Origin of the sequence: Bacteroides eggerthii, assembly GCF_025146565.1 — a bacterium.
Classification (GTDB): Bacteria; Bacteroidota; Bacteroidia; order Bacteroidales; family Bacteroidaceae; genus Bacteroides; species Bacteroides eggerthii.
Window position 1 is genome coordinate 1,234,813 of sequence record NZ_CP102258.1, and the last position, 19,527, is coordinate 1,254,339.

Below are 19,527 nucleotides of genomic sequence, written 5' to 3' on the forward strand. Positions count from 1 at the left end.
AGCTTAGATATAAAATATTAATAGACATGAAGAATTCACTAACACGTACTTTATGTACGGTGGTTTTTGTAGTAAGTGCAGCATCTGCCTGGGCTCAATATCCCACAATTCCTGCTGCTGAAAAAGCGCGTGGCGAAAGAATACAAGCCGAGATAAATCGTCTTTCTGACGAGGCTTGGCAACGCGCTTTACCGGTTGTAATGTCAGAGGCAGCTAAAGGGCGTCCTTACGTTCCTTGGGCAAGTAAACCTTCCGACTTGAAGCAAGCTAAGATTCCGGCTTTTCCCGGAGCGGAAGGAGGCGGTGCCTATACGCCCGGCGGACGTGGCGGCAAGGTAATTGTTGTAACTTCTTTAGCTGATCGCGGGCCGGGCACATTGCGCGAAGCTTGTGAAACAGGTGGTGCCCGTATTGTTGTGTTTAATGTGGCTGGTGTGATCAAATTGGAGTCACCTATTAATGTGCGTGCCCCTTATATAACCATTGCCGGACAGACAGCTCCCGGAGACGGTATCTGTGTGACAGGGGCTTCTTTCCTGCTTGATACACATGATATTATTATCCGTCATATGCGTTTCCGGCGTGGGGAACAGGATGTACTGTTCCGGGACGATGCCTTAGGTGGTAATTGCGTGGGCAATGTTATCATAGACCATGTCTCTGCCAGTTGGGGATTGGATGAGAATATGTCGCTCTATCGTCATGTGTACGATCGCAGGGCAGATGGGGGATACACTAAACTGCCTACTGTGAACATCACAATTCAGAACTCTATGTTTACTGAAGCGCTTGATTGTTATAATCATGCGTTCGGTGCAACGATCGGCGGTCATAACAGCATGTTCTGTCGTAATCTCTTTGCTTCGAATATCAGCCGGAATTGCTCGATCGGTATGGATGGTGACTTTAACTTTGTTAATAATATCACCTATAACTGGTGGAATCGTTCTATTGACGGTGGTGATAACAAGAGTTTGCTCAATATCATCAATAATAACTTTAAGCCGGGTCCCATAACTCCGCTTGATAAGCCTATCAGCTATCGTATTGTGAAGCCGGAAGCGGGACGTGCCAAAGAGTTTAAAGATGTGTATGGAAAAGCTTATGTGAATGGCAATATTGTCCATGGGAACAAGCGTGTGACAGCAGATAACTGGGATGGCGGCGTACAGCCTCCGGTATCTGAAGATAAGATGGAAGAAACACTGGCTAAGATTAAGATGGACAAGCCGTTTGATATGCCTCATGTAACTATAATGGATGCGAAAAAAGCCTATAATTATGTGCTGAGCCATGTTGGGGCCACTTTCCCAAAACGTGATGCCGTAGATCACCGTATGGTGAAAAGCGTAAAAACCGGTAAAGCTATTTATGCTAAAGATGCTGCCAATTATGAATTCGTGCCAACGACAGTGAAGCGGCGCTTGCCGGTTGATTCCTATAAGAAAGGCATCATTACGGATCCCCGTCAAGTTGGTGGTCTGCCTGAGTACAAGGGTACTCCTGTACTTGATACCGATGGTGATGGAATGCCTGATGCTTGGGAAGAGAAATATGGACTCAATCCCAATGATGCTTCTGATGCTATACAGGATATAAATGGTGACGGCTACAATAATATTGAGAAATACATTAACGGCATTGATCCCACAAAGAAAATTGATTGGACTGATTTGAAGAACAATCATGATACGCTTGAAGGTAAAAAGAAACTTTTTTAAGATGTTATGAACAGACTTTTTTTTCTAACCTTATTGTTAACTGCTTCGCTCTCAGTGAGGGCGCAGCAGTTTCCTCTTTCTGTAAAAGAGGGAAAAATAACCTACCATGCAGATAAACAGGGAAATCGTATTCCCGACTATTCTTCGTGTGGTTATGAGAACAGCAATAAGCCTATTCCCGATGTGGAAAACCGGGTTTTTGTATCTTGGCAGGAAGGTGACTGTTCCGCCCGTATTCAGCAGGCAATCGACTATGTTTCTATTCTGAAACCTGATGCGCAGGGATTCAGAGGAGCGGTACTTTTGGATGAAGGTACTTTCTGTTTACATCAGCCATTGCGTCTAACTACTTCCGGGGTAGTCCTTCGCGGGATTCATCGCGACAGGACTATACTCAAAAAAATGGGGACAGATCGTGGCGCCGCTATTTATGTAGAGGGGAATAACGATCTTCTGATTACCGATACGCTCCAGATAACCAATGACTATCTGGCGTGCAATAGTACCAAAATTGCAGTGAACGGTAAAGTGGAACAGGGTGAAGAGATTATGGTTTATCGTCCTTCAACCAAAGCGTGGATTGATTTACTGGATTGTGATCATTTCGGTGGCGGACTTGGTTATCTTGGCTGGAAACCCGGTGACATTGATCTTCGTTGGATGCGTACCGTAGCTGATGTAAATGGAATGGAAGTCACGCTCGATGCGCCGTTGACAATGGCAATTGACAAGCAACTGGGGGCGCCTCTCTTATTGCGGTATGAGTGGAAAGGGCGCATTGAACGCATTGGTGTGGAGAATCTTACGATAGATTCTGACTACGACACTTGTTATCCTATGGATGAAGATCATTGTTGGGAAGGCGTTTATATGGATAATGCTACTAATTGTTGGGTGCGCCGTTTAAGTTTCCGTCATTTGGCCGGTAGTGCGGTGGTGTTGCAGAAAACGACCTCAAAGGTAACAGTAGAAGATTGTGTATCTACGGAACCTGTCAGTGAGATAGCGGGACATCGCCGCTGGACATTCCATACGCGCGGTCAACAGACTCTCTTTCAGCGATGCTTTTCATCGAAAGGTATTCATGATTTTTCTGCAGGTGCTTTGGCAGCCGGACCGAATGCATTTGTACAGTGTGAGGCGTCTGAGGCATTAGGGTTCAGCGGTTCGGTGGGCTCTTGGGCTTGCGGACTGCTTTTTGATGTGGTAGATATAGACGGACACATGCTCTCTTTCAGTAATCATGGACAAGACATGTATGGACTGGGCTGGAATGCTTCGAACAGTATGTTTTGGCAATGCACAGCCGCCGAAATTGAGTGCTATTCGCCTGCTGTCGATGCCCGTAATTATGCTTATGGTTGTTGGTCTGCTTTCAAAGGTAATGGTGAGTGGGGCGAATCCAATAATCATGTGTCCCCTCGCAGTCTGTTCTATGCGCAGTTGCAGGAACGTATGCAAATGGGCGATATGGGTGAAATGGAACCAAACCAACTCGAATGTCAGGCGCGTATTCTGCCGCGTGCCGTAAATGCCAGTAGCAGTCCCACTGTCGAAAAGGCTATGCAGTTGGCTCGCGAGGCCTATGCTCCTTTGCTTACTTTGCGTTCTTGGATAGAGAAGGCTCCTTATACAGCTTCTGTGTCGTCTGCAGGACTAATGACGATAGATGCTTTGAAGCCTGCTCATATAAAACAGATTAAGAATCTGCATCCGCAGCAGAATCGTCCGGAGAAAACACAGGATGTTCCTCAGTTTGCATTGAATAAGGGAGTCTTATCGGTGAACGGCGCTCTTCTTGCAGGTGGCAAACTTGATGTGCAATGGTGGAATGGGTGGCTCAAGGAGAACCGTATTCATAGCTATAAGCCTCATGTGACCCGTTTTGTCCCCGGGCGTGAAGGCTTTGCTTATACGGACCGTATAGACTCTACTGTCAATTATATGAAACGCAACAATCTGGTTGTACTCGATCACAATTATGGTCTTTGGCTCGACCGCCGTCGGGATGATCATGAACGTATCCGGCGTCGGAACGCTGATTCATGGGCTCCTTTCTATGAACAGCCTTTTGCGCGTAGCGGGCAAGGAAAAGCTTGGGATGGATTGACTAAGTATGATCTGACCCGTCCTAACCGTTGGTATTGGAGCCGTTTGCGACAGTTTGCCGAGAAAGGTGCTGAACAAGGAGTGTTGCTCTACCACGAGAATTACTTTCAGCACAACATATTGGAAGCAGGCGCGCATTGGGTAGATAGCCCTTGGCGTAGTGCCAATAATATCAATAATACAGGTTTTGCAGAACCTGTCAATTTTGCCGGTGATAAGCGGATCTTTGTAGCAGACATGTTTTATGATGTGACTCATCCTGTGCGCCGCCAGCTTCATCGCCAGTATATTCGTACGTGTTTGAATGAGTTGGCAGACTTACCTAATGTAGTTCAGCTTGTCAGTAGCGAATATACGGGTCCGCTTCATTTTGTGCAGTTTTGGATTGACGTAATTGCGGAATGGGAGGCTGAAACCGGTAAGGACGCTCTCGTGGCACTGAGTGCTACAAAAGATGTGCAAGATGCTATATTGGATGATCCGGTGCGTAGTAAGATTGTTGATATTATTGACATACGTTATTGGCATTACAATACAAAAGAGCTATATGCTCCTAAAGGTGGAGTGAATTTGGCGCCTCGCCAGCATGCCCGTAAAATGAGAGTGGGAAAGGTGACTTATGCCGAGGCTTATCGCGCCGTAAGCGAGTATCGGCTTCGCTATCCTGAAAAGGCTGTGACTTATTATGCGCAAAACTATCCGGCAATGGCATGGGCAGTAGCTATGGCCGGTGGTTCTTGTCCGCAAATAAAAGGTGTGAGTGAAGAGTTGTTGCAAGCGTTTGCCCGGACTGTTCCAATGGAACGAAAGGCGGGCGATGTTTACGAAATGGTAAAATCTGATACGGATATTATCATATATTCCCATTCAAAATCAAAATTTACCATTCCTGTGGCGGCAGGTAAATACATGCTGAAACAAGTGAATGTAGAGAGTGGTGAAGAACTTGTTATTGATAATAGGTTGAGAATCAGTGGACAATGTGAAGTTCCTGCTGCTTCTCAAGAGGAGTGCGTTTATTGGTTGCACCGGTTGTAGCCAATGTTTTATATAGTGGAAGGGGAGTCTGAGGCAGGCTCCCTTTCTTTGTTATGGTAATAATTGTTTTTTGTATGTAATTTCTTTGCGTTATCTGTATTTTCTTATTATAGACGAATTATTACCGTTCTTCTGTTATAGGGCTGTTTATATTTGCATCATTGGAATGGGGAATTACCAGACCAGAATATCAACCTATAAATAACAGCTATGACGAACTCAGATTTTATAGAACAAACCCGATTGTTGGTAGCCCGCACGCAACAGGGGGATCACAAATCTTTCGCGCAACTTTATGATATGTATGTCAATCAACTCTTTAATTTTGGCTTGCGTTTGACAACGGATCGCGAGTTACTTAAGGATTGTATACATGACGTATTTGTTAAGATTTATGTTAAGCGTGAAGAACTGAGTGAAGTAGTTAATTTCCGTTCTTATCTTTTTATCTCTCTCAAAAACCGGATATGTGACGAGTTGCGTCGTTTGGTATTCGGCAGCGATGTCCAGGTGGACAGTCTTCAACGTGTGGCTGAAGACGCCGATGTAGAGGAGGATTACTTGCGTCATGAAGCTGAGTTTTTTCAGAGTGTGAAGGTTGAGTCATTGCTGCGTCAGCTTTCTAAGCGTCAGCGCCAAGCTATTACCTTATATTATATGGAAGAAAAGAAATACGAGGATATTTGCGTGATTATGGACATGAATTACCAGTCTGTCAGAAACCTTGTGTGTCGAAGCTTGAATCGTTTGCGTGAATTGGCAATGGCTGTCTGATCTCGTTGTATTGTTCGTCCGGTTATCTCATTCTTACAACCTCATTTGTCTTCTTTTTACACCGCCAGTCCGGTGCAGCCTATTCCTGCCCAGAGTACTTTCAGGAGAGGGGTAATTCAGTATACGATTGAATGGCATTCAGTATACGGGTTCACCCGTAAAAGTATGTGGTTTCATTCGATGCTTAAAGCTATATCTTCAACCATAAAACAATGAAGAAAAACAGAGATTCTGTCATCACTCAACACAATATGTCTTTATCCCTTTACCAGAGAAGGATACAGGAGCAACGACATGGGTGATGACAAGGTGACGACAAACGTTTGTCATCACCTTAAATGCTTCCTCTTTTGAGGTTCCCTGCCACATAACTTATTTATAATCTGATGCTTTTGTCAGCAATCTCCTGTCTCTCCGTATCTTGCTGAAATTAGCCCGCATTAGGGGATAAAAGCACTCATTCCTTTGCTTTTCATCCCAAACATACAAGATAAATGTACTTTTATCCGGTTGCTTTTATACTTTTCAAGCAGATGTAATACCGCTATGTACCTTGATAAACTCCGTTTTCCAATTGCGAACCGGGCGGTTGCCTATTGCGGGCTGTGCAGCCCGCAGGTGGAAACCCTACAGCCCGCAATTGGAAAACAAGGCTTTTGTTGAAGTGCAGCTACATTTATCCGGTATCTTTTCGATATAATACAGCCGGGAAAATGATATTTAGGACATAGGTTCGGGCTCTCTTCCTGCGGTTATGAATCTTTTCACCGCAAAGAAACGAGCCCATTTAGTTCCTGATATGAATTAATTGTGAACAGTTATTTATTGGAGATGTAGGTTTAAACATCGAATGAGCCCACAATACTTTTGCAGGTGAGCCAGTATACGACCGAATGAGGTTCGGTATATGGCTGAAAATTATCCGTCCTCTCAATGTAAAATTAATGGATTTCGTTTCATTTCCAGAAAACAAGTATAGCTGGGAACGCCTTCCATTGTCTTTATCAGATAAGAAACGATAGCTTTCTATAATTTTATCTCTTCATTAACTCCCATTCCACTGATGCCATTATAAATGAACCGATGGCTTTTCCCTCATTCTCAGTGATAGTGACATCCTTGCCTGCCAAATAGTAGTTTATTGTACCTGTGCGTGAAGGACTGTTTTTAGGACCTAAGCCAGCTGAAGCGCATACTTGGATGATATGTGTTTTGTTGCCCTCTTGACGCACAAACTGCTTCAATATTCCGTTGTAGGCCTTTTCTGCTACGGGGAGATATTCATCTTTGTCAAGCAGACCCAAGCGTATGCCTTTCAAAAAGGCATAAGTAAAGATTGCCGAAGCGGAAGATTCCAGGTAATTGGGTTGCGTGCCTACATTATATACTTTGCCGCTTATGGTATCACCTTTTCCGTCGGCTGCCATTGAGTGGTCGTATTGTAGCAGTTGATACCATACACCGCTTTTCGGATCCTGCCAACGCTTCAGTCCGGCTGCTACTTCATTCAGAATTCGGTGCATCGCCGGATAGTCTGCATGTTCGCGCGGCATAAACTCCAATACATCTACCAGGGCGGCTATGTACCAGCCCATACTTCTTGCCCAAAATTCGGGGCTGCATCCTTTGAACTTGCCGTCCTGTTGGGCCCAGAAAGAATTTTCATCTTCGGGAGTTGCAGTCCAGGCATGATAGTTCAGCTGCTTTTCGGCATTGTATGAGTATTGGTGAATTGTTTTAAATTGCAGTGCTATGTCACTCCAGCTTTCGTTGTTGTCCTTCGTGTCCTCTTTCCCAAACTTGGCTTGCCATTGCGCGTAGATGGGTGAGCCCATGAAAAGCCCGTCCAACCATACTTGATTGGGGTATACAGCCTTGTGGAAAAAGCAGCCGGCACCCGGAAGCGGTGCTTTGATGCGGCTATGATCATACTTCAGCCGGTTGCGTATGAGAGTGGCGGCAGTCTTGTATTTGCTCGCTTCCAAAGTATCTCCCTGCCGCATTTCTTCTTCATAAAGTCCGAAGAAGATATTTCCTGCGGGCAAATCGTCAATGTTACTGGGACGCAGGGCGCCTTTACCTTTCTTATTGTGAATGAAAGTGCCGTCTTCATTGAGGCTGTTGTCCGCAAACGCTTTGACGGCATCATAATAGGCTTTCTTTTCCGGATAGGCACTCCAGGCTTTCAGAACTGAATGTGCGACTAAGCCTGATACATAATCCCAGCCGGTTGTGTCGAGTTTGGCCTGATGGTGTCTGTTGCAGTAAAAATCGCCTAAGCCGTGTGTCTCTACCATCATTTGCGAGTAGATCGGTTCGCACTTTTCTTTTTTAGCCGGACTGCAGCTTATCAGGAGCAGTATCGGCCATAAATAGTGATGTTTCATATATTATTATCTGCCATGTAAATCGTATAGTTTCAGAGAATAAGCTATGTCCTCCTTGACTTCAAGCTGTTCTTGCTTGGTCATCAAGGGTGCTTCCCGGTCCAATCCCTCCAAGATAGTTTTGGCAGCAAAAGCTTCTTCCAAGGAATCTCCGTAATTGTTCCGCAACCATTGCTCTATGTCGATAGATGGTTGCGGATAATTACCGAGAATCTTCTCCAAAAAGATGTCATCCGTCAGCAAATCTGCTACGCTTCCTAATACCATTGTCTTTCTTTGTTTAACTAAATATGCAAATTTACACATAATGACGGTCGAAAATAATTGTTGTACTCATGTTGATAGGCGAGGTTGACAACTTATAACATTCTTGCTTGTATGGCGGGTACAGAAGTGCTGTGTATCCGTCTTTTTTATAGGTATATTTATTGGATAATGGTATGATGAAAATGAACATATTCTTTATTTCTCTTTTTTTATTGAGTGCGCCGGCCGTATCTCAGGTTGTGAAAGCTGATAATTTCTCTCATGACTGGGAGAATCATCATGTGCTGCACATAAATCGGTTACCTGCTCGTGCTGCTTTTGTCCCTTATCGGCAGAAGGTAGGCGACAGTAGTTATTCCCTTAACGGAGAGTGGAAATTTCGCTGGACTCCGGTGCCTGACGAACGTGTCTTTGACTTTTACCGGACGGAATTCGATGATTCGGGGTGGGAGGATTTCTTAGTGCCTTCCAATTGGGAAAATCGTGGATACGGTACTCCCATTTATGTGTCGGCAGGCTATCCTTTCCGTATTGACCCACCTCGTGTGATGGGTACTCCTAAGGAAGATTATACTACCTATAAGGAACGTAATCCTGTCGGCCAGTATCGCAGGACGTTTACATTGCCGGCCCATTGGGAAGGGGATGGAGAAGTGTTGTTACGCTTTGACGGCGTGATGAGTGCTTTCTACGTATGGATTAACGGTGAGAAGGTGGGGTATAGCCAGGGCAGCATGGAGGCAAGTGAGTTTAATGTTACCCGTTATCTCCAGAAAGGACAAAATCAAATAGCCTTAGAGGTGTACCGTTATAGTGACGGGTCTTACCTTGAAGACCAGGATTTTTGGCGTTTTGGTGGAATTCATCGCGACATTACGCTGATTCATACACATAAAGTGGCTTTTCGGGATTATACTGTACGCACGTTGCCTGCCAAGCCGGGCTGCTATGATGATTTTATATTACAGGTGGATCCTGCGTTTGTTGTACGGCAAGGGGAACTTGGCGTAGGTTACCGGGCAAAAGCTGAACTGAAGGATATGCAAGGTAATGTTGTGGAGATGACCGATCTGGAAGGTAGGCAGGTATTCGGCCTTGAAGTTGATGTGCCGGAGGTCCTCGATTTGGAGCATAAGGCTTCACGTATGAATTTGTGGTATCCCCAGCGCGGTCCTCGCAGAATGGGGCGCATGCAGGCTATTGTTAAGTCCCCTCACCGCTGGACGTCCGAGACACCTAATCTTTATAAACTTCATCTTACGCTGATGAATGAGAAGGGAGAGGTTGTGCAACAGATAGAACAGCGGGTAGGATTTCGGATTGTCGAAATTAAAAACGGGCAGATGTTGGTCAACGGCGCTCCTATCCGCTTTCGGGGAGTAAACCGTCATGAACATCATCCGGTCAATGCCAGAGTGATGGATGAACAGACGATGCTGCAAGATATTCTTCTGATGAAACAAGCCAATATCAATGCTGTACGCACCAGCCATTATCCTAATGTGACACGTTGGTATGAGCTGTGCGACAGTATCGGGCTTTATGTGATGGACGAAGCTGATATTGAAGAACATGGGCTTCGCGGTACTTTGGCGAGTACGCCCGATTGGCATGCCGCTTTCATGGATCGGGCCGTACGCATGGCCGAACGTGATAAAAATTATGCATCAGTTGTGATGTGGAGTATGGGTAATGAGAGTGGGTACGGTCCTAACTTTGCTGCTATTTCCGCTTGGCTGCACGACTTCGATCCCACCCGTCCGGTTCATTATGAAGGGGCGCAGGGGGTGGATGGCGCTCCCGATCCGGTGACTGTTGATGTGATCAGCCGTTTTTATACCCGGTTGAAACAGGACTATCTTAATCCCGGTATTCCCGAAGGTGAAGATAAGGAACGTGCGGAGAATGCCCGTTGGGAACGGTTGCTTGAGATTGCCGAGCGTGACAATGACAATCGTCCCGTAATGACAAGTGAGTATGCTCATAGTATGGGCAATGCGCTTGGTAATTTTCAGGAATATTGGAATGAGATATATAGTCACCCTCGTATGTTAGGCGGTTTTATTTGGGATTGGGTGGATCAAGGCATCTATAAGCAGCTGCCCGACGGGCGCACTATGGTAGCTTATGGCGGTGACTTTGGCGACAAGCCCAATCTGAAAGCATTTTGCTTTAATGGCATTGTACGCAGCGGCCGGGAAACTACACCGAAATATTGGGAAGTAAAGCAGGTTTATTCACCGATATCTCTTGGAATTATCCGGGGAAAGGTGGAGAAGGAAGTGCTTAAAGGTTCTCGCCTTACAGTGACTAACCGGCATCATCATGTAGGTTTGGAGAATTACCGCTGTCTTTATACATTATTGAAAAACGGACGTTCTGCAAGACAGGGTGAAATAATTCTGCCCGAAGTAGCTCCTGGGCAGGCAACCGATGTGGCGTTGCCTGATTTTAGGATTGATACGGAAGCTGATGTCCGTTTGCATGTGCGGCTGGTATTGCGCAAAGACGAGCTTTGGGCAAAAGCCGGACATGAAGTGGCGGCTTTTCGTTTTGCTCTGAATGAAGCAATGATGGCCATGACTGACCGGCGTCCGTTGAAACCGCTTGCTATTGGTGAAAGTCCGCGCCATGATGTACTTGGTATGTTGTCTGGTCTGCGTATGCAGGCTTTCCGTGCACCTACTGATAATGATAAAAGTTTCGGTAACTGGTTGGCTAAGGATTGGAAGAATCATCGTTTGAATGCTCCTGTTGTGGAAAACATTGTTCCTTTGCGTGACACGATGAGGGCTGACGGAATCCCCCATCAATATAAAGTAGAGAAATACTGCTATGAGAAAGGTGCCATTGTGGTGACGACGGATTACCTCACCTATACTGACGGTACTGTGGATATAGAGCAAAATTATCGTTTTGAAGGAGAACTTCCGGAACTGCCTCGTTTGGGGCTCAACTTTATGCTTGGCGAACAGTATGGAAATATCAGTTGGTATGGCAGAGGACCGATAGAAAGTTATCCGGATCGTAAGGAAGCTACTTACATTGGCCGTTGGGAAAGTACTTTGGAAGAACAGTATACTCCTTACCCTCGTCCTCAGGATGGAGGGAACCATGAGGAGGTGACGGATCTCCGCTTGACCGACCATAGAGGGCATGGTATACGTATCAGTGCAATCGACACTCCTTTTTCTTTCTCGGCACTGCCTTATACGGCCGAAGATCTTGCCGGGGCAACGCATGATTGTGAGTTGGTTCCCCGTAAACAGGTAGTTGTCAGCATTGATGCGGCTGTGCTGGGGTTAGGGAATAGTAGCTGCGGGCCGGGAGTGCTCAAGAAATATGTCATTGAGAAAAAAAAGGAACATAGGTTGCGTGTGCGCATCAGTCCGCTTTGACCTGATAAATTAGCCTATTGAGGATGAAGACAGGTTCGTATGGATCGCTTAAAAGTGTGAGTACAAACAAATACATACTTCGTCTCATGAATGATATGAAAAAGTTATATATGCGCAACTTGGGAAAAGTAATACTATTTAATATAATGAAACGGACAACAACTCTTCTCTCTGCCCTTATTCTTGCTTTGAGTTTGTGGGCGCAACCTTCTGTTGAAACGCAGCGGCAATATCTTTCAGGTAAAGGATGCGATGACATGGTGGAATGGGATTTCTTCTGTACCGGTGGTAATAATTCCGGTAAGTGGAGTAAAATAGGTGTGCCTTCCTGTTGGGAATTGCAAGGCTTCGGTACCTATCAGTATGGTATGAAGTTTTATGGAAAAGCCTTTCCGGCCGGTGTGGCTGATGAGAAGGGTATGTATAGGTACGAATTCAATTTGCCCGCCGAATGGAATGGAATGCAAGTGGAACTTGTGTTTGAGGGATCAATGACAGATACTTACGCCACCATCAATGGGCGTAAGGCGGGTGAAATGCATCAAGGTGCTTTTTATCGCTTTGTTTACAATGTGAGTGATCGTGTGTTTTTCGGTTCTGATAAGAAAAATGTATTGGAAGTGACTGTAAGCAAAGAAAGTGCCAATGCGGGAGTCAATCTTGCTGAACGTCGTGCCGATTATTGGAACTTTGGCGGTATCTTCCGTCCTGTGTTCATGGTGGCGAAACCGGCTGACAACATAGCTCGTGTGGCGTTGGATGCACAAGCCGACGGGACTTTTATCGCCCAATGCATGCTTAACCATGCTTTGGATGGCGCGCAGGTGAAAACGGTGATCTGTGACGCAAAAGGACGCGAAGTTATTTCTCAGACTGATGTTGTGCGCGCCGGTGGAGACGAGGTGTCTGTTAATATGAAGTTGAAGAACCCGGCTCTGTGGACAGCTGAAACTCCTAATCTTTATACTGCTCATTTCACTCTTATGAATAAAGCTGGTAAAGTGTTGCATAGGGAACGGCAAAAATTTGGTTTCCGTACTGTAGAAACACGCCCGAATGATGGCCTTTATGTCAATGGCCGGCGTGTGACGGTGAGAGGTGTGAACCGTCATAGTTTCCGTCCGGAAACAGGTCGTACCCTTTCTAAAGCCAAGAATATAGAAGATGTGCTTCTTATTAAGAGTATGAATATGAATGCAGTCCGTTTGAGCCACTATCCTGCCGATCCCGAATTCTTTGAAGCATGCGACAGCCTCGGACTTTATGTAATGGATGAGTTGAGTGGATGGCATGGCAAGCATGAGACTGTTGTTGGTCAGAAGCTGGTGGGAGAGATGATTAAGCGCGACCATAACCATCCTTCCATTATTTGGTGGAGTAACGGTAATGAAAAGGGGTGGAATACCGAACTTGATTGTGAGTTCCACAAACATGACATACAGAAGCGTCCCGTTATTCATCCGCAAGGCAATTTCGGAGGTTACGAAACCATGCATTATCGTTCTTATGGAGAAAGTCAGAACTATATGCGCTTGCCCGAAATCTTTATGCCTACCGAGTTCTTGCATGGACTCTACGATGGCGGCCATGGTGCGGGGTTGTACGATTATTGGGAAATGATGCGCCGTCATCCCCGTTGTGCGGGTGGTTTCCTTTGGATGTTGGCCGATGAGGGAGTGAAGCGTGTGGATATGAACGGTTTTATCGATAATGTAGGCAACTATGGAGCAGATGGGATTGTGGGGCCTCATCATGAGAAGGAAGGCAGTTACTACACCATTCGTCAGGTGTGGTGTCCTATACAGATAATGAATACTCCCGATGGGAATTTTGATGGTGTGTTGCAATTGGAGAACCGTTACGACTTTAGTAATTTGAAAGATTGCAAATTTAAGTATGAATATGTGGCGGTAGATGGTTTGGAGACCAAAGTGATAAAAAGTGCTACGGTGAATGGACCTGACATAGAACCTCATACTGCCGGAACTTTGAAGATAGCTTCTGTTCTAAATAATGCAAACTTACTGCATGTTACCGCCATAGATGCGTATGGTAGTGAACTGTTTACCTGGACTTATAATCTGGTGAATGTAGCGTTACCAGTTTTGGCCAAGCAAGGTGCGGCGCCTACCTATACCAGCACTGCCGAGCAGCTTAAGGTTTCGGTTGCTGACAAGGAGTTTACTTTCAGTTATGCCGACGGACAGCTTAAAGGGGTGAAATTAGGAGGAAGTACATTCAGCTTGAGCAATGGCCCTCGTTTTATTGCTGCCAAACGTGCCGACCGGTCTATGGATCAGTTCTATAATCACGATGATAAAGATGCCGAGAAAAAGAAGACTCAATATACCACCTTCGAGGATGCAGGCCGTTTCACCGGTTTCGACATAAAGAGTGAAGGAAGTTGCCTTTACATTACAGCCAATTATAAGCTGGGTTCATTCGAGAAGGCCATCTGGGTGATTGATGCGGAAGGCACTGTTGAACTCGATTTCTCCTATAATTTCAGTGGAGTAGTCGACCTTATGGGCGTGATGTTTGATTATCCTGAAGAGAAAATGCTGCGTAAGAGTTGGCTGGGGAAGGGGCCTTACAGAGTGTGGCAGAACCGCTTGCATGGTCCGCAAACAGGTATCTGGGCTAATGACTATAATGACCCTATCCCCGGTGAAAGCTTCCTTTATCCTGAATTCAAAGGCTACTTTGCCGATGTACAGTGGATGGAGTTGTCTACTTCGGAAGGTACTGTTCGCATTGCCAATAAGAATCCCGAACAGTACATGGGAGTTTATCAACCGCGCGATGGTCGTGATGAGTTGCTTTATCGTCTGCCTGCTACCGGCATCGCTTTGATGCGCGTCATCCCTCCTGTACGCAACAAGGTAAATACCACCGATTTGGTAGGTCCTTCATCACAGGCATTCTGGGCTGATGGCCGGTATGGTGGTGGATTTATTATGCAATTTAGTAAAGCGGCCAAATAATTAACTTGATTTGAATAATCAATTGGATATGAAGATAAAATATCTTTTAGTATTAATTGTTTTGCTGAGTATTACATTCGTTGGATGCGGTACCCGGCAAAACATGCCTACGGAGGAGCAATCGGTGCGTTATACTGCAGATGATGTTCGTCCTTGGACTTTCTGGTATTGGATGTATGGTGCTGTAACTCCTGAAGGAATAACAGCTGATTTGGAGGCTATGAAGCAAGTTGGATTAGGCGGTGCCTATCTCATGCCTATTAAAGGCGTAGGTCAGGGACCGGAGTATGAAGGACAAGCCCAACAGCTTACCCCTGAGTTTTGGGAAATGGTAGATTATAGCATGAAAGAGGCAAAGCGGTTGGGACTTCGGTTGGGGATGCATATCTGTGACGGCTTTGCATTGGCAGGTGGACCATGGATTGCACCTCAGGAGTCCATGCAGAAGATTGTCTGGAGTGATACCATCATTCGTGGCGGCAATATTGAACGTTTGCCTCTTCCTCAACTTGAAGGTTATGAGGGGTATAGTGAGGATATAGCTACTTATGCCATTCCTTTGGGTAAGCAACCGGCAGATGTTGTGATGAGACCAGTTATAAGTTTGGCTACTCTTCCCGGTACCGAAGTGAAAGATAAGAAGAAAGCGGTCAATATGGATGAGAAAGGAGTTATTCGTTCTTCTTATCCTTGCCGGATAGACTATACTTATGAACAACCGGTTACAGTAAGTAATGTAGAGATTGTTTTGAGTGGTAATAATTATCAAGCGCATAGGCTTAAAGTGCTTGTGAGTGATGACGGTAGGAACTATCGCTTTCTGAAACAGTTAAAGCCTGCCCGGCATGGTTGGCAGAATACCGACTGCCACTCTACTCATGGCTTGCCGCCCACTACGGCTAAGTATTTTCGTTTTGAATGGACGCCGGAGGGCAGTGAACCGGGGTGTGAGGATTTGGATGCGGCTAAATGGAAACCTAATTTGAAGATAAAGGAGATTCGTTTGCATACGGCTCCTCGTATTCATCAGTGGGAAGGTAAAGCCGGCTTTGTATGGCGTGTGGCTGATGCTTCCACTTCGCAAGAAATTCCGGATGAGGCCTGTGTACAACTAAATGAGGTGCGCCGACTGACACTTACGGAGGGTGCTCTTACCGCTAAATTGCCCGAAGGAGAGTGGCGTATTCTTCGCATGGGACATACTTCTACCGGGCATGTCAATGCCACTGCAGGAGGCGGTAAAGGACTGGAATGTGATAAGTTCAGTGTTGCAGCTGTTCGCAAACAGTTTGACAACTGGTTTGCCCAAGTATTTGAGAAAACTACACCGGAAGTGGCTCGTGAAGTTCTGAAATATATGCATGTGGATAGTTGGGAGTGTGGTTCGCAAAACTGGAGCGCAACGTTTGCTGCAGAGTTTAAGAGCCGTCGCGGGTATGATTTGATGCCCTATCTGCCCTTGTTGGCGGGAATACCAATGGAAAGTGCTGAAAAAAGCGAACAGGTGTTGCGTGATGTCCGCATTACTATTGGTGAACTGGTGACTGATGTTTTCTACACAGTGTTGGCCCAATGTGCCGGTGAATACGATTGCCGCTTTTCGGCCGAGTGCGTAAGCCCCACTATGGTGGCCGATGGATTATGCCATTATGATAAGGTGGATCTTCCTATGGGAGAATTCTGGTTAAACAGTCCTACCCATGATAAACTTAATGATGTACTTGATGCAGTTAGTGGTGCTCATATTTACGGTAAGAATGTGATTCAAGCCGAAGGATTTACTGAAATCCGTGGCACTTGGGACGAAGATCCCGCTATGCTTAAACCATTGCTCGACCGTAATTATGCTTTGGGCATTAATAAACTTTTCTTCCATGTTTTCACTCATAATCCTTGGTTGGACCGTGTTCCTGGCATGACGCTTGACGGTATCGGGCTTTTTTATCAGCGCGATCAGACTTGGTTTCGTGAGAGCAGTGCGTTTGTGGATTATGCTACCCGTTGCCAAACTCTCCTGCAAAAAGGAACTCCTGTTGTAGACATTGCTGTTTTTACCGGTGAGGAGATGCCTCGGCGTGCCATTTTACCGGACAGGCTGGTGAGTATGTTACCCGGTATTTATGGCGCTGAACGTGTGGAGAGCGAGCGGGTTCGTTTGGCTAATGAAGGCCAGCCGCTTCGTGTAGTTCCTGTGGGAGTCACTCATTCGGCTAATATGGCAGATCCCGATAAGTGGATTAACCCGCTTCGTGGTTATCAGTACGATTCTTTCAATAAAGATGCTTTACTTCGTTTGGCAAAGGTGGAAGATGGGCATATTGTATTGCCTGGCGGTGGGCGTTACAAAGTGCTGGTATTGCCTACGGCTCGTCCTATGGATCCTACTGCTGTTCCTTTGTCAAAAGAGGTGGAGCAAAAAATAGCAGAGTGGAAGGAACAGGGAGTGATAATTCCCGAGTTGCCCTATAAAGCCGAAAGTTTTGCAGTCATGGGCTTGGAACGCGATGTAGAGTTACCGGCTGAGGTGGCATATGCGCATCGTACGGCGGATGATATGGAAATCTACTTTATAGCAAATCAGAAAAATGAAGCCCGGAATTTTACAGCTTCGTTCCGTCAGAAAGGACTGGCCCCCAAATTATACGATGCGGTAACCGGGCGTACTTATATCCCGGAACAATGGGCGGAACGGGAAGGACGCACCGAAGTGTCGTTATCATTGCCGGCATACGGATCACGTTTCGTGATTTTCTTCAAAAGCAAGGATGCACTTGAACTCTTTGCCGGTGATTCGCTTCTGCATGAGGAGAATGTGGCAGCAGAGAATATGGCAAAAAGATTAGTCCGGCACGAATGGAAAGAGGAAAGTCGCACTCCGCTTGAGAACAGTGAATGGACAGTTCATTTTGAGAAAACTGATGTGAAACTGGTTCGTGATGAACTTTTTGATTGGAGTAAAGAAAGTGATGCTAAAGTAAAGTTCTATTCAGGACGTGCCTGTTATACTTCTTCTTTTGTTGTTCAGGATGAATTCGATGGGAGCGTGCTTCTCAGTCTGGGACGCGTAGCCAATGTGGCAACAGTCCGTGTGAATGGGAAAGCATGCGGCATAGCCTGGACTCCCCCCTATCAGGTAGATATCACTTCCGCTTTGGTAGCCGGAGCCAATCGTCTTGAAATCGAGCTGGTAAATACTTGGGCAAATGCTCTTCGGGGAATGGACCAGGGTAGCGCTCCTTTTGACGGCATATGGGCTAATGCCAAGTATCGTTTGCCCGGTGATGACCTGCTTCCGGCAGGATTACTTGGCCCGGTAGAATTGGTAAGAATGAAGTGATGGTTATAAGAGCTCACAATATGGAAAGATTGTCTTGTGAATTATAAAGTGAAAAGTATATGAATAAGAAATGTATCATGATAGCTTGTGCTTTTTTTGTTGCAGTGGCACTTCAAGCTAAAGTGTCTTTGCCGGCGTTTTTTTCGGACGGTATGGTTATGCAACAACAGAGTCAGGCCAGTCTTTGGGGCAAGGCTTCGAAAGGTAAAATCGTTGAGGTGACTACCGGCTGGGATGGGCAGACCTATACTACGAGAGCTGATGAGCAAGGAAAGTGGAAACTTACTGTACAGACACCTGCTGCAGGAGGCCCCTATGATATTACTTTTGATGACGGTGAACGCACTTGGATTAAGGATATTCTTATGGGTGAATTATGGATTTGTTCGGGGCAGAGCAATATGGAGATGCCTATGAAAGGATTTAAGAATCAACCTGTGGAAGACGCCAATATGGATGTATTGCGTAGCCGTAATTCGCAAATCCGGCTTTTTACGGTGAAGCGTAATTCGCAGTTTGCTCCTGTAGATGATGTAACCGGTTGCTGGAATCACGCAGAGCCTAAGACCGTACGTGAGTTTAGCGCTACTGCATATTATTTTGGCCGTTTGTTGCAAGAACAGCTTCAGGTTCCTATAGGATTGATTGTTGCTGCTTGGGGAGGATCGGCTTGTGAGGCTTGGATGCGCCCTGAATGGCTCAAGGCATTCCCCGCAGCTAAAATACCCCAAAGCCCGGAAGATATAAAGTCGAAGAATCGCACTCCGACTGTACTTTTCAATGGTATGCTTCATCCGCTTATTGGTTTAGCCATGAAAGGTGTGATTTGGTATCAAGGTGAAGATAACTGGAATCGTGCTTCAACGTATGCCGATATGTTTACTACCATGATAAAAGGCTGGCGTGCAGAGTGGAAGCAAGGCGACTTTCCTTTTTATTATTGCCAGATCGCTCCTTATGACTATGCCATCATTACAGCACCTGGTGAGCCGGTTATTAATTCTGCTTATTTGCGTGAACAGCAATTGAAAGCCGAAACTATGGTGCCTAATGTCGGCATGGCTGTATTGATGGATGCAGGGATGGAGAAAGGTATTCATCCTGCTCGGAAAAGGGTAGTGGGCGAACGTCTGGCGCGTTTGGCGTTAGTGAACGATTATGGAGTCGAAGGTGTCATGGCACAGTCTGCCTGCTATAAAAAAATGGAAGTAAAGAATGATACGGTGACTGTTTTCTTTGATCGCGCAGATATGTGGATTAACTGTAAAGAGAAGTTTGCCTCCGATCTTTTTGAAGTGGCCGGTGAAGACCGGGTGTTTCATCCTGCAAAAGCGTGGATAGAACGTAGCAAAATAAAAGTAAAGAGTGAGGCGGTGAAATCTCCGGTAGCTGTTCGTTATGCATTCAAAAATTATGCCAAGGGCGACCTTTATTGTGAGGATCTGCCGGTTTCCTCGTTCCGTTCGGACAATTGGTGATATTATAAATAGAAATATGTTAATTCACGCTTCA

At 45.8% G+C, this 19,527-nt stretch carries 9 protein-coding genes and 1 pseudogene; 8 read left to right on the forward strand and 2 right to left on the reverse strand.

Translation table 11 applies throughout. From position 1 onward, the window contains the following. The first annotated feature begins 26 nt into the window (after positions 1–26). From NQ546_RS04970 to NQ546_RS04980, 3 genes are all read left to right on the forward strand, one after another. On the forward strand, positions 27–1,721 hold the full coding sequence (locus tag NQ546_RS04970) for a polysaccharide lyase 1 (RefSeq protein WP_021939532.1): 1,695 nt from the start codon (positions 27–29) through the stop codon (positions 1,719–1,721). A gap of 6 nt (positions 1,722–1,727) precedes the next feature. Then, on the forward strand, positions 1,728–4,868 hold the full coding sequence (locus NQ546_RS04975) for a DUF6298 domain-containing protein (protein ID WP_004288913.1): 3,141 nt from the start codon (positions 1,728–1,730) through the stop codon (positions 4,866–4,868). Positions 4,869–5,078: 210 nt separating this feature from the next. Beyond that, entirely contained in the window at positions 5,079–5,642 is a 564-nt protein-coding gene (locus tag NQ546_RS04980) for an RNA polymerase sigma factor (RefSeq protein ID WP_004288914.1), read from the forward strand. 1,034 nt (positions 5,643–6,676) lie between these two features. Here NQ546_RS04980 and NQ546_RS04985 read toward each other — a convergent pair. After that, positions 6,677–8,029, reverse strand: a complete 1,353-nt coding sequence (locus tag NQ546_RS04985) for a glycoside hydrolase family 88/105 protein (RefSeq protein ID WP_004288917.1) — start codon at positions 8,027–8,029, stop codon at positions 6,677–6,679. Between the two features lie 6 nt (positions 8,030–8,035). Next, positions 8,036–8,296 carry a hypothetical protein gene (locus tag NQ546_RS04990; protein WP_004293444.1) on the reverse strand — a complete coding sequence of 87 codons (261 nt, stop codon included), beginning with the start codon at positions 8,294–8,296 and terminating at the stop codon, positions 8,036–8,038. 173 nt (positions 8,297–8,469) lie between these two features. On the opposite strand from NQ546_RS04990, the gene NQ546_RS04995 reads away from it, so the two are divergent. The 5 genes and pseudogenes from NQ546_RS04995 (at position 8,470) to NQ546_RS05010 (ending at position 19,493) form a co-directional block, all read left to right on the forward strand. Next, positions 8,470–11,694: a glycoside hydrolase family 2 TIM barrel-domain containing protein gene (locus tag NQ546_RS04995; RefSeq protein ID WP_004288920.1), complete on the forward strand. Its 3,225-nt coding sequence runs from the start codon at positions 8,470–8,472 to the stop codon at positions 11,692–11,694. Positions 11,695–11,840: 146 nt separating this feature from the next. Continuing rightward, positions 11,841–14,678, forward strand: coding sequence for a glycoside hydrolase family 2 protein (locus tag NQ546_RS05000; protein ID WP_039953184.1), 2,838 nt, complete (start codon positions 11,841–11,843; stop codon positions 14,676–14,678). A 145-nt stretch (positions 14,679–14,823) separates the two neighbouring features. Next, positions 14,824–17,299 (forward strand): annotated as a pseudogene (locus NQ546_RS05005) (glycosyl hydrolase); the annotation flags it as partial. A gap of 122 nt (positions 17,300–17,421) precedes the next feature. After that, positions 17,422–18,015, forward strand: coding sequence for a glycosylhydrolase-like jelly roll fold domain-containing protein (locus NQ546_RS17395; RefSeq protein WP_394366444.1), 594 nt, complete (start codon positions 17,422–17,424; stop codon positions 18,013–18,015). 59 nt (positions 18,016–18,074) lie between these two features. Next, a complete protein-coding gene (locus tag NQ546_RS05010; protein ID WP_004288923.1) occupies positions 18,075–19,493 on the forward strand; it encodes a sialate O-acetylesterase in 1,419 nt (472 codons plus the stop codon). Positions 19,494–19,527: the final 34 nt, after the last annotated feature.

Excerpts from the sequence above, each read along its gene's own strand:
- NQ546_RS04970 (WP_021939532.1), top strand. The coding sequence starts at position 27 with ATGAAGAATTCACTAACACGTACTTTATGTACGGTGGTTTTTGTAGTA.
- NQ546_RS04975 (WP_004288913.1), top strand. The coding sequence starts at position 1,728 with ATGAACAGACTTTTTTTTCTAACCTTATTGTTAACTGCTTCGCTCTCA.
- NQ546_RS04980 (WP_004288914.1), top strand. The coding sequence starts at position 5,079 with ATGACGAACTCAGATTTTATAGAACAAACCCGATTGTTGGTAGCCCGC.
- NQ546_RS04985 (WP_004288917.1), bottom strand. The coding sequence starts at position 8,029 with ATGAAACATCACTATTTATGGCCGATACTGCTCCTGATAAGCTGCAGT.
- NQ546_RS04990 (WP_004293444.1), bottom strand. The coding sequence starts at position 8,296 with ATGGTATTAGGAAGCGTAGCAGATTTGCTGACGGATGACATCTTTTTG.
- NQ546_RS04995 (WP_004288920.1), top strand. The coding sequence starts at position 8,470 with ATGATGAAAATGAACATATTCTTTATTTCTCTTTTTTTATTGAGTGCG.
- NQ546_RS05000 (WP_039953184.1), top strand. The coding sequence starts at position 11,841 with ATGAAACGGACAACAACTCTTCTCTCTGCCCTTATTCTTGCTTTGAGT.
- NQ546_RS05010 (WP_004288923.1), top strand. The coding sequence starts at position 18,075 with ATGAATAAGAAATGTATCATGATAGCTTGTGCTTTTTTTGTTGCAGTG.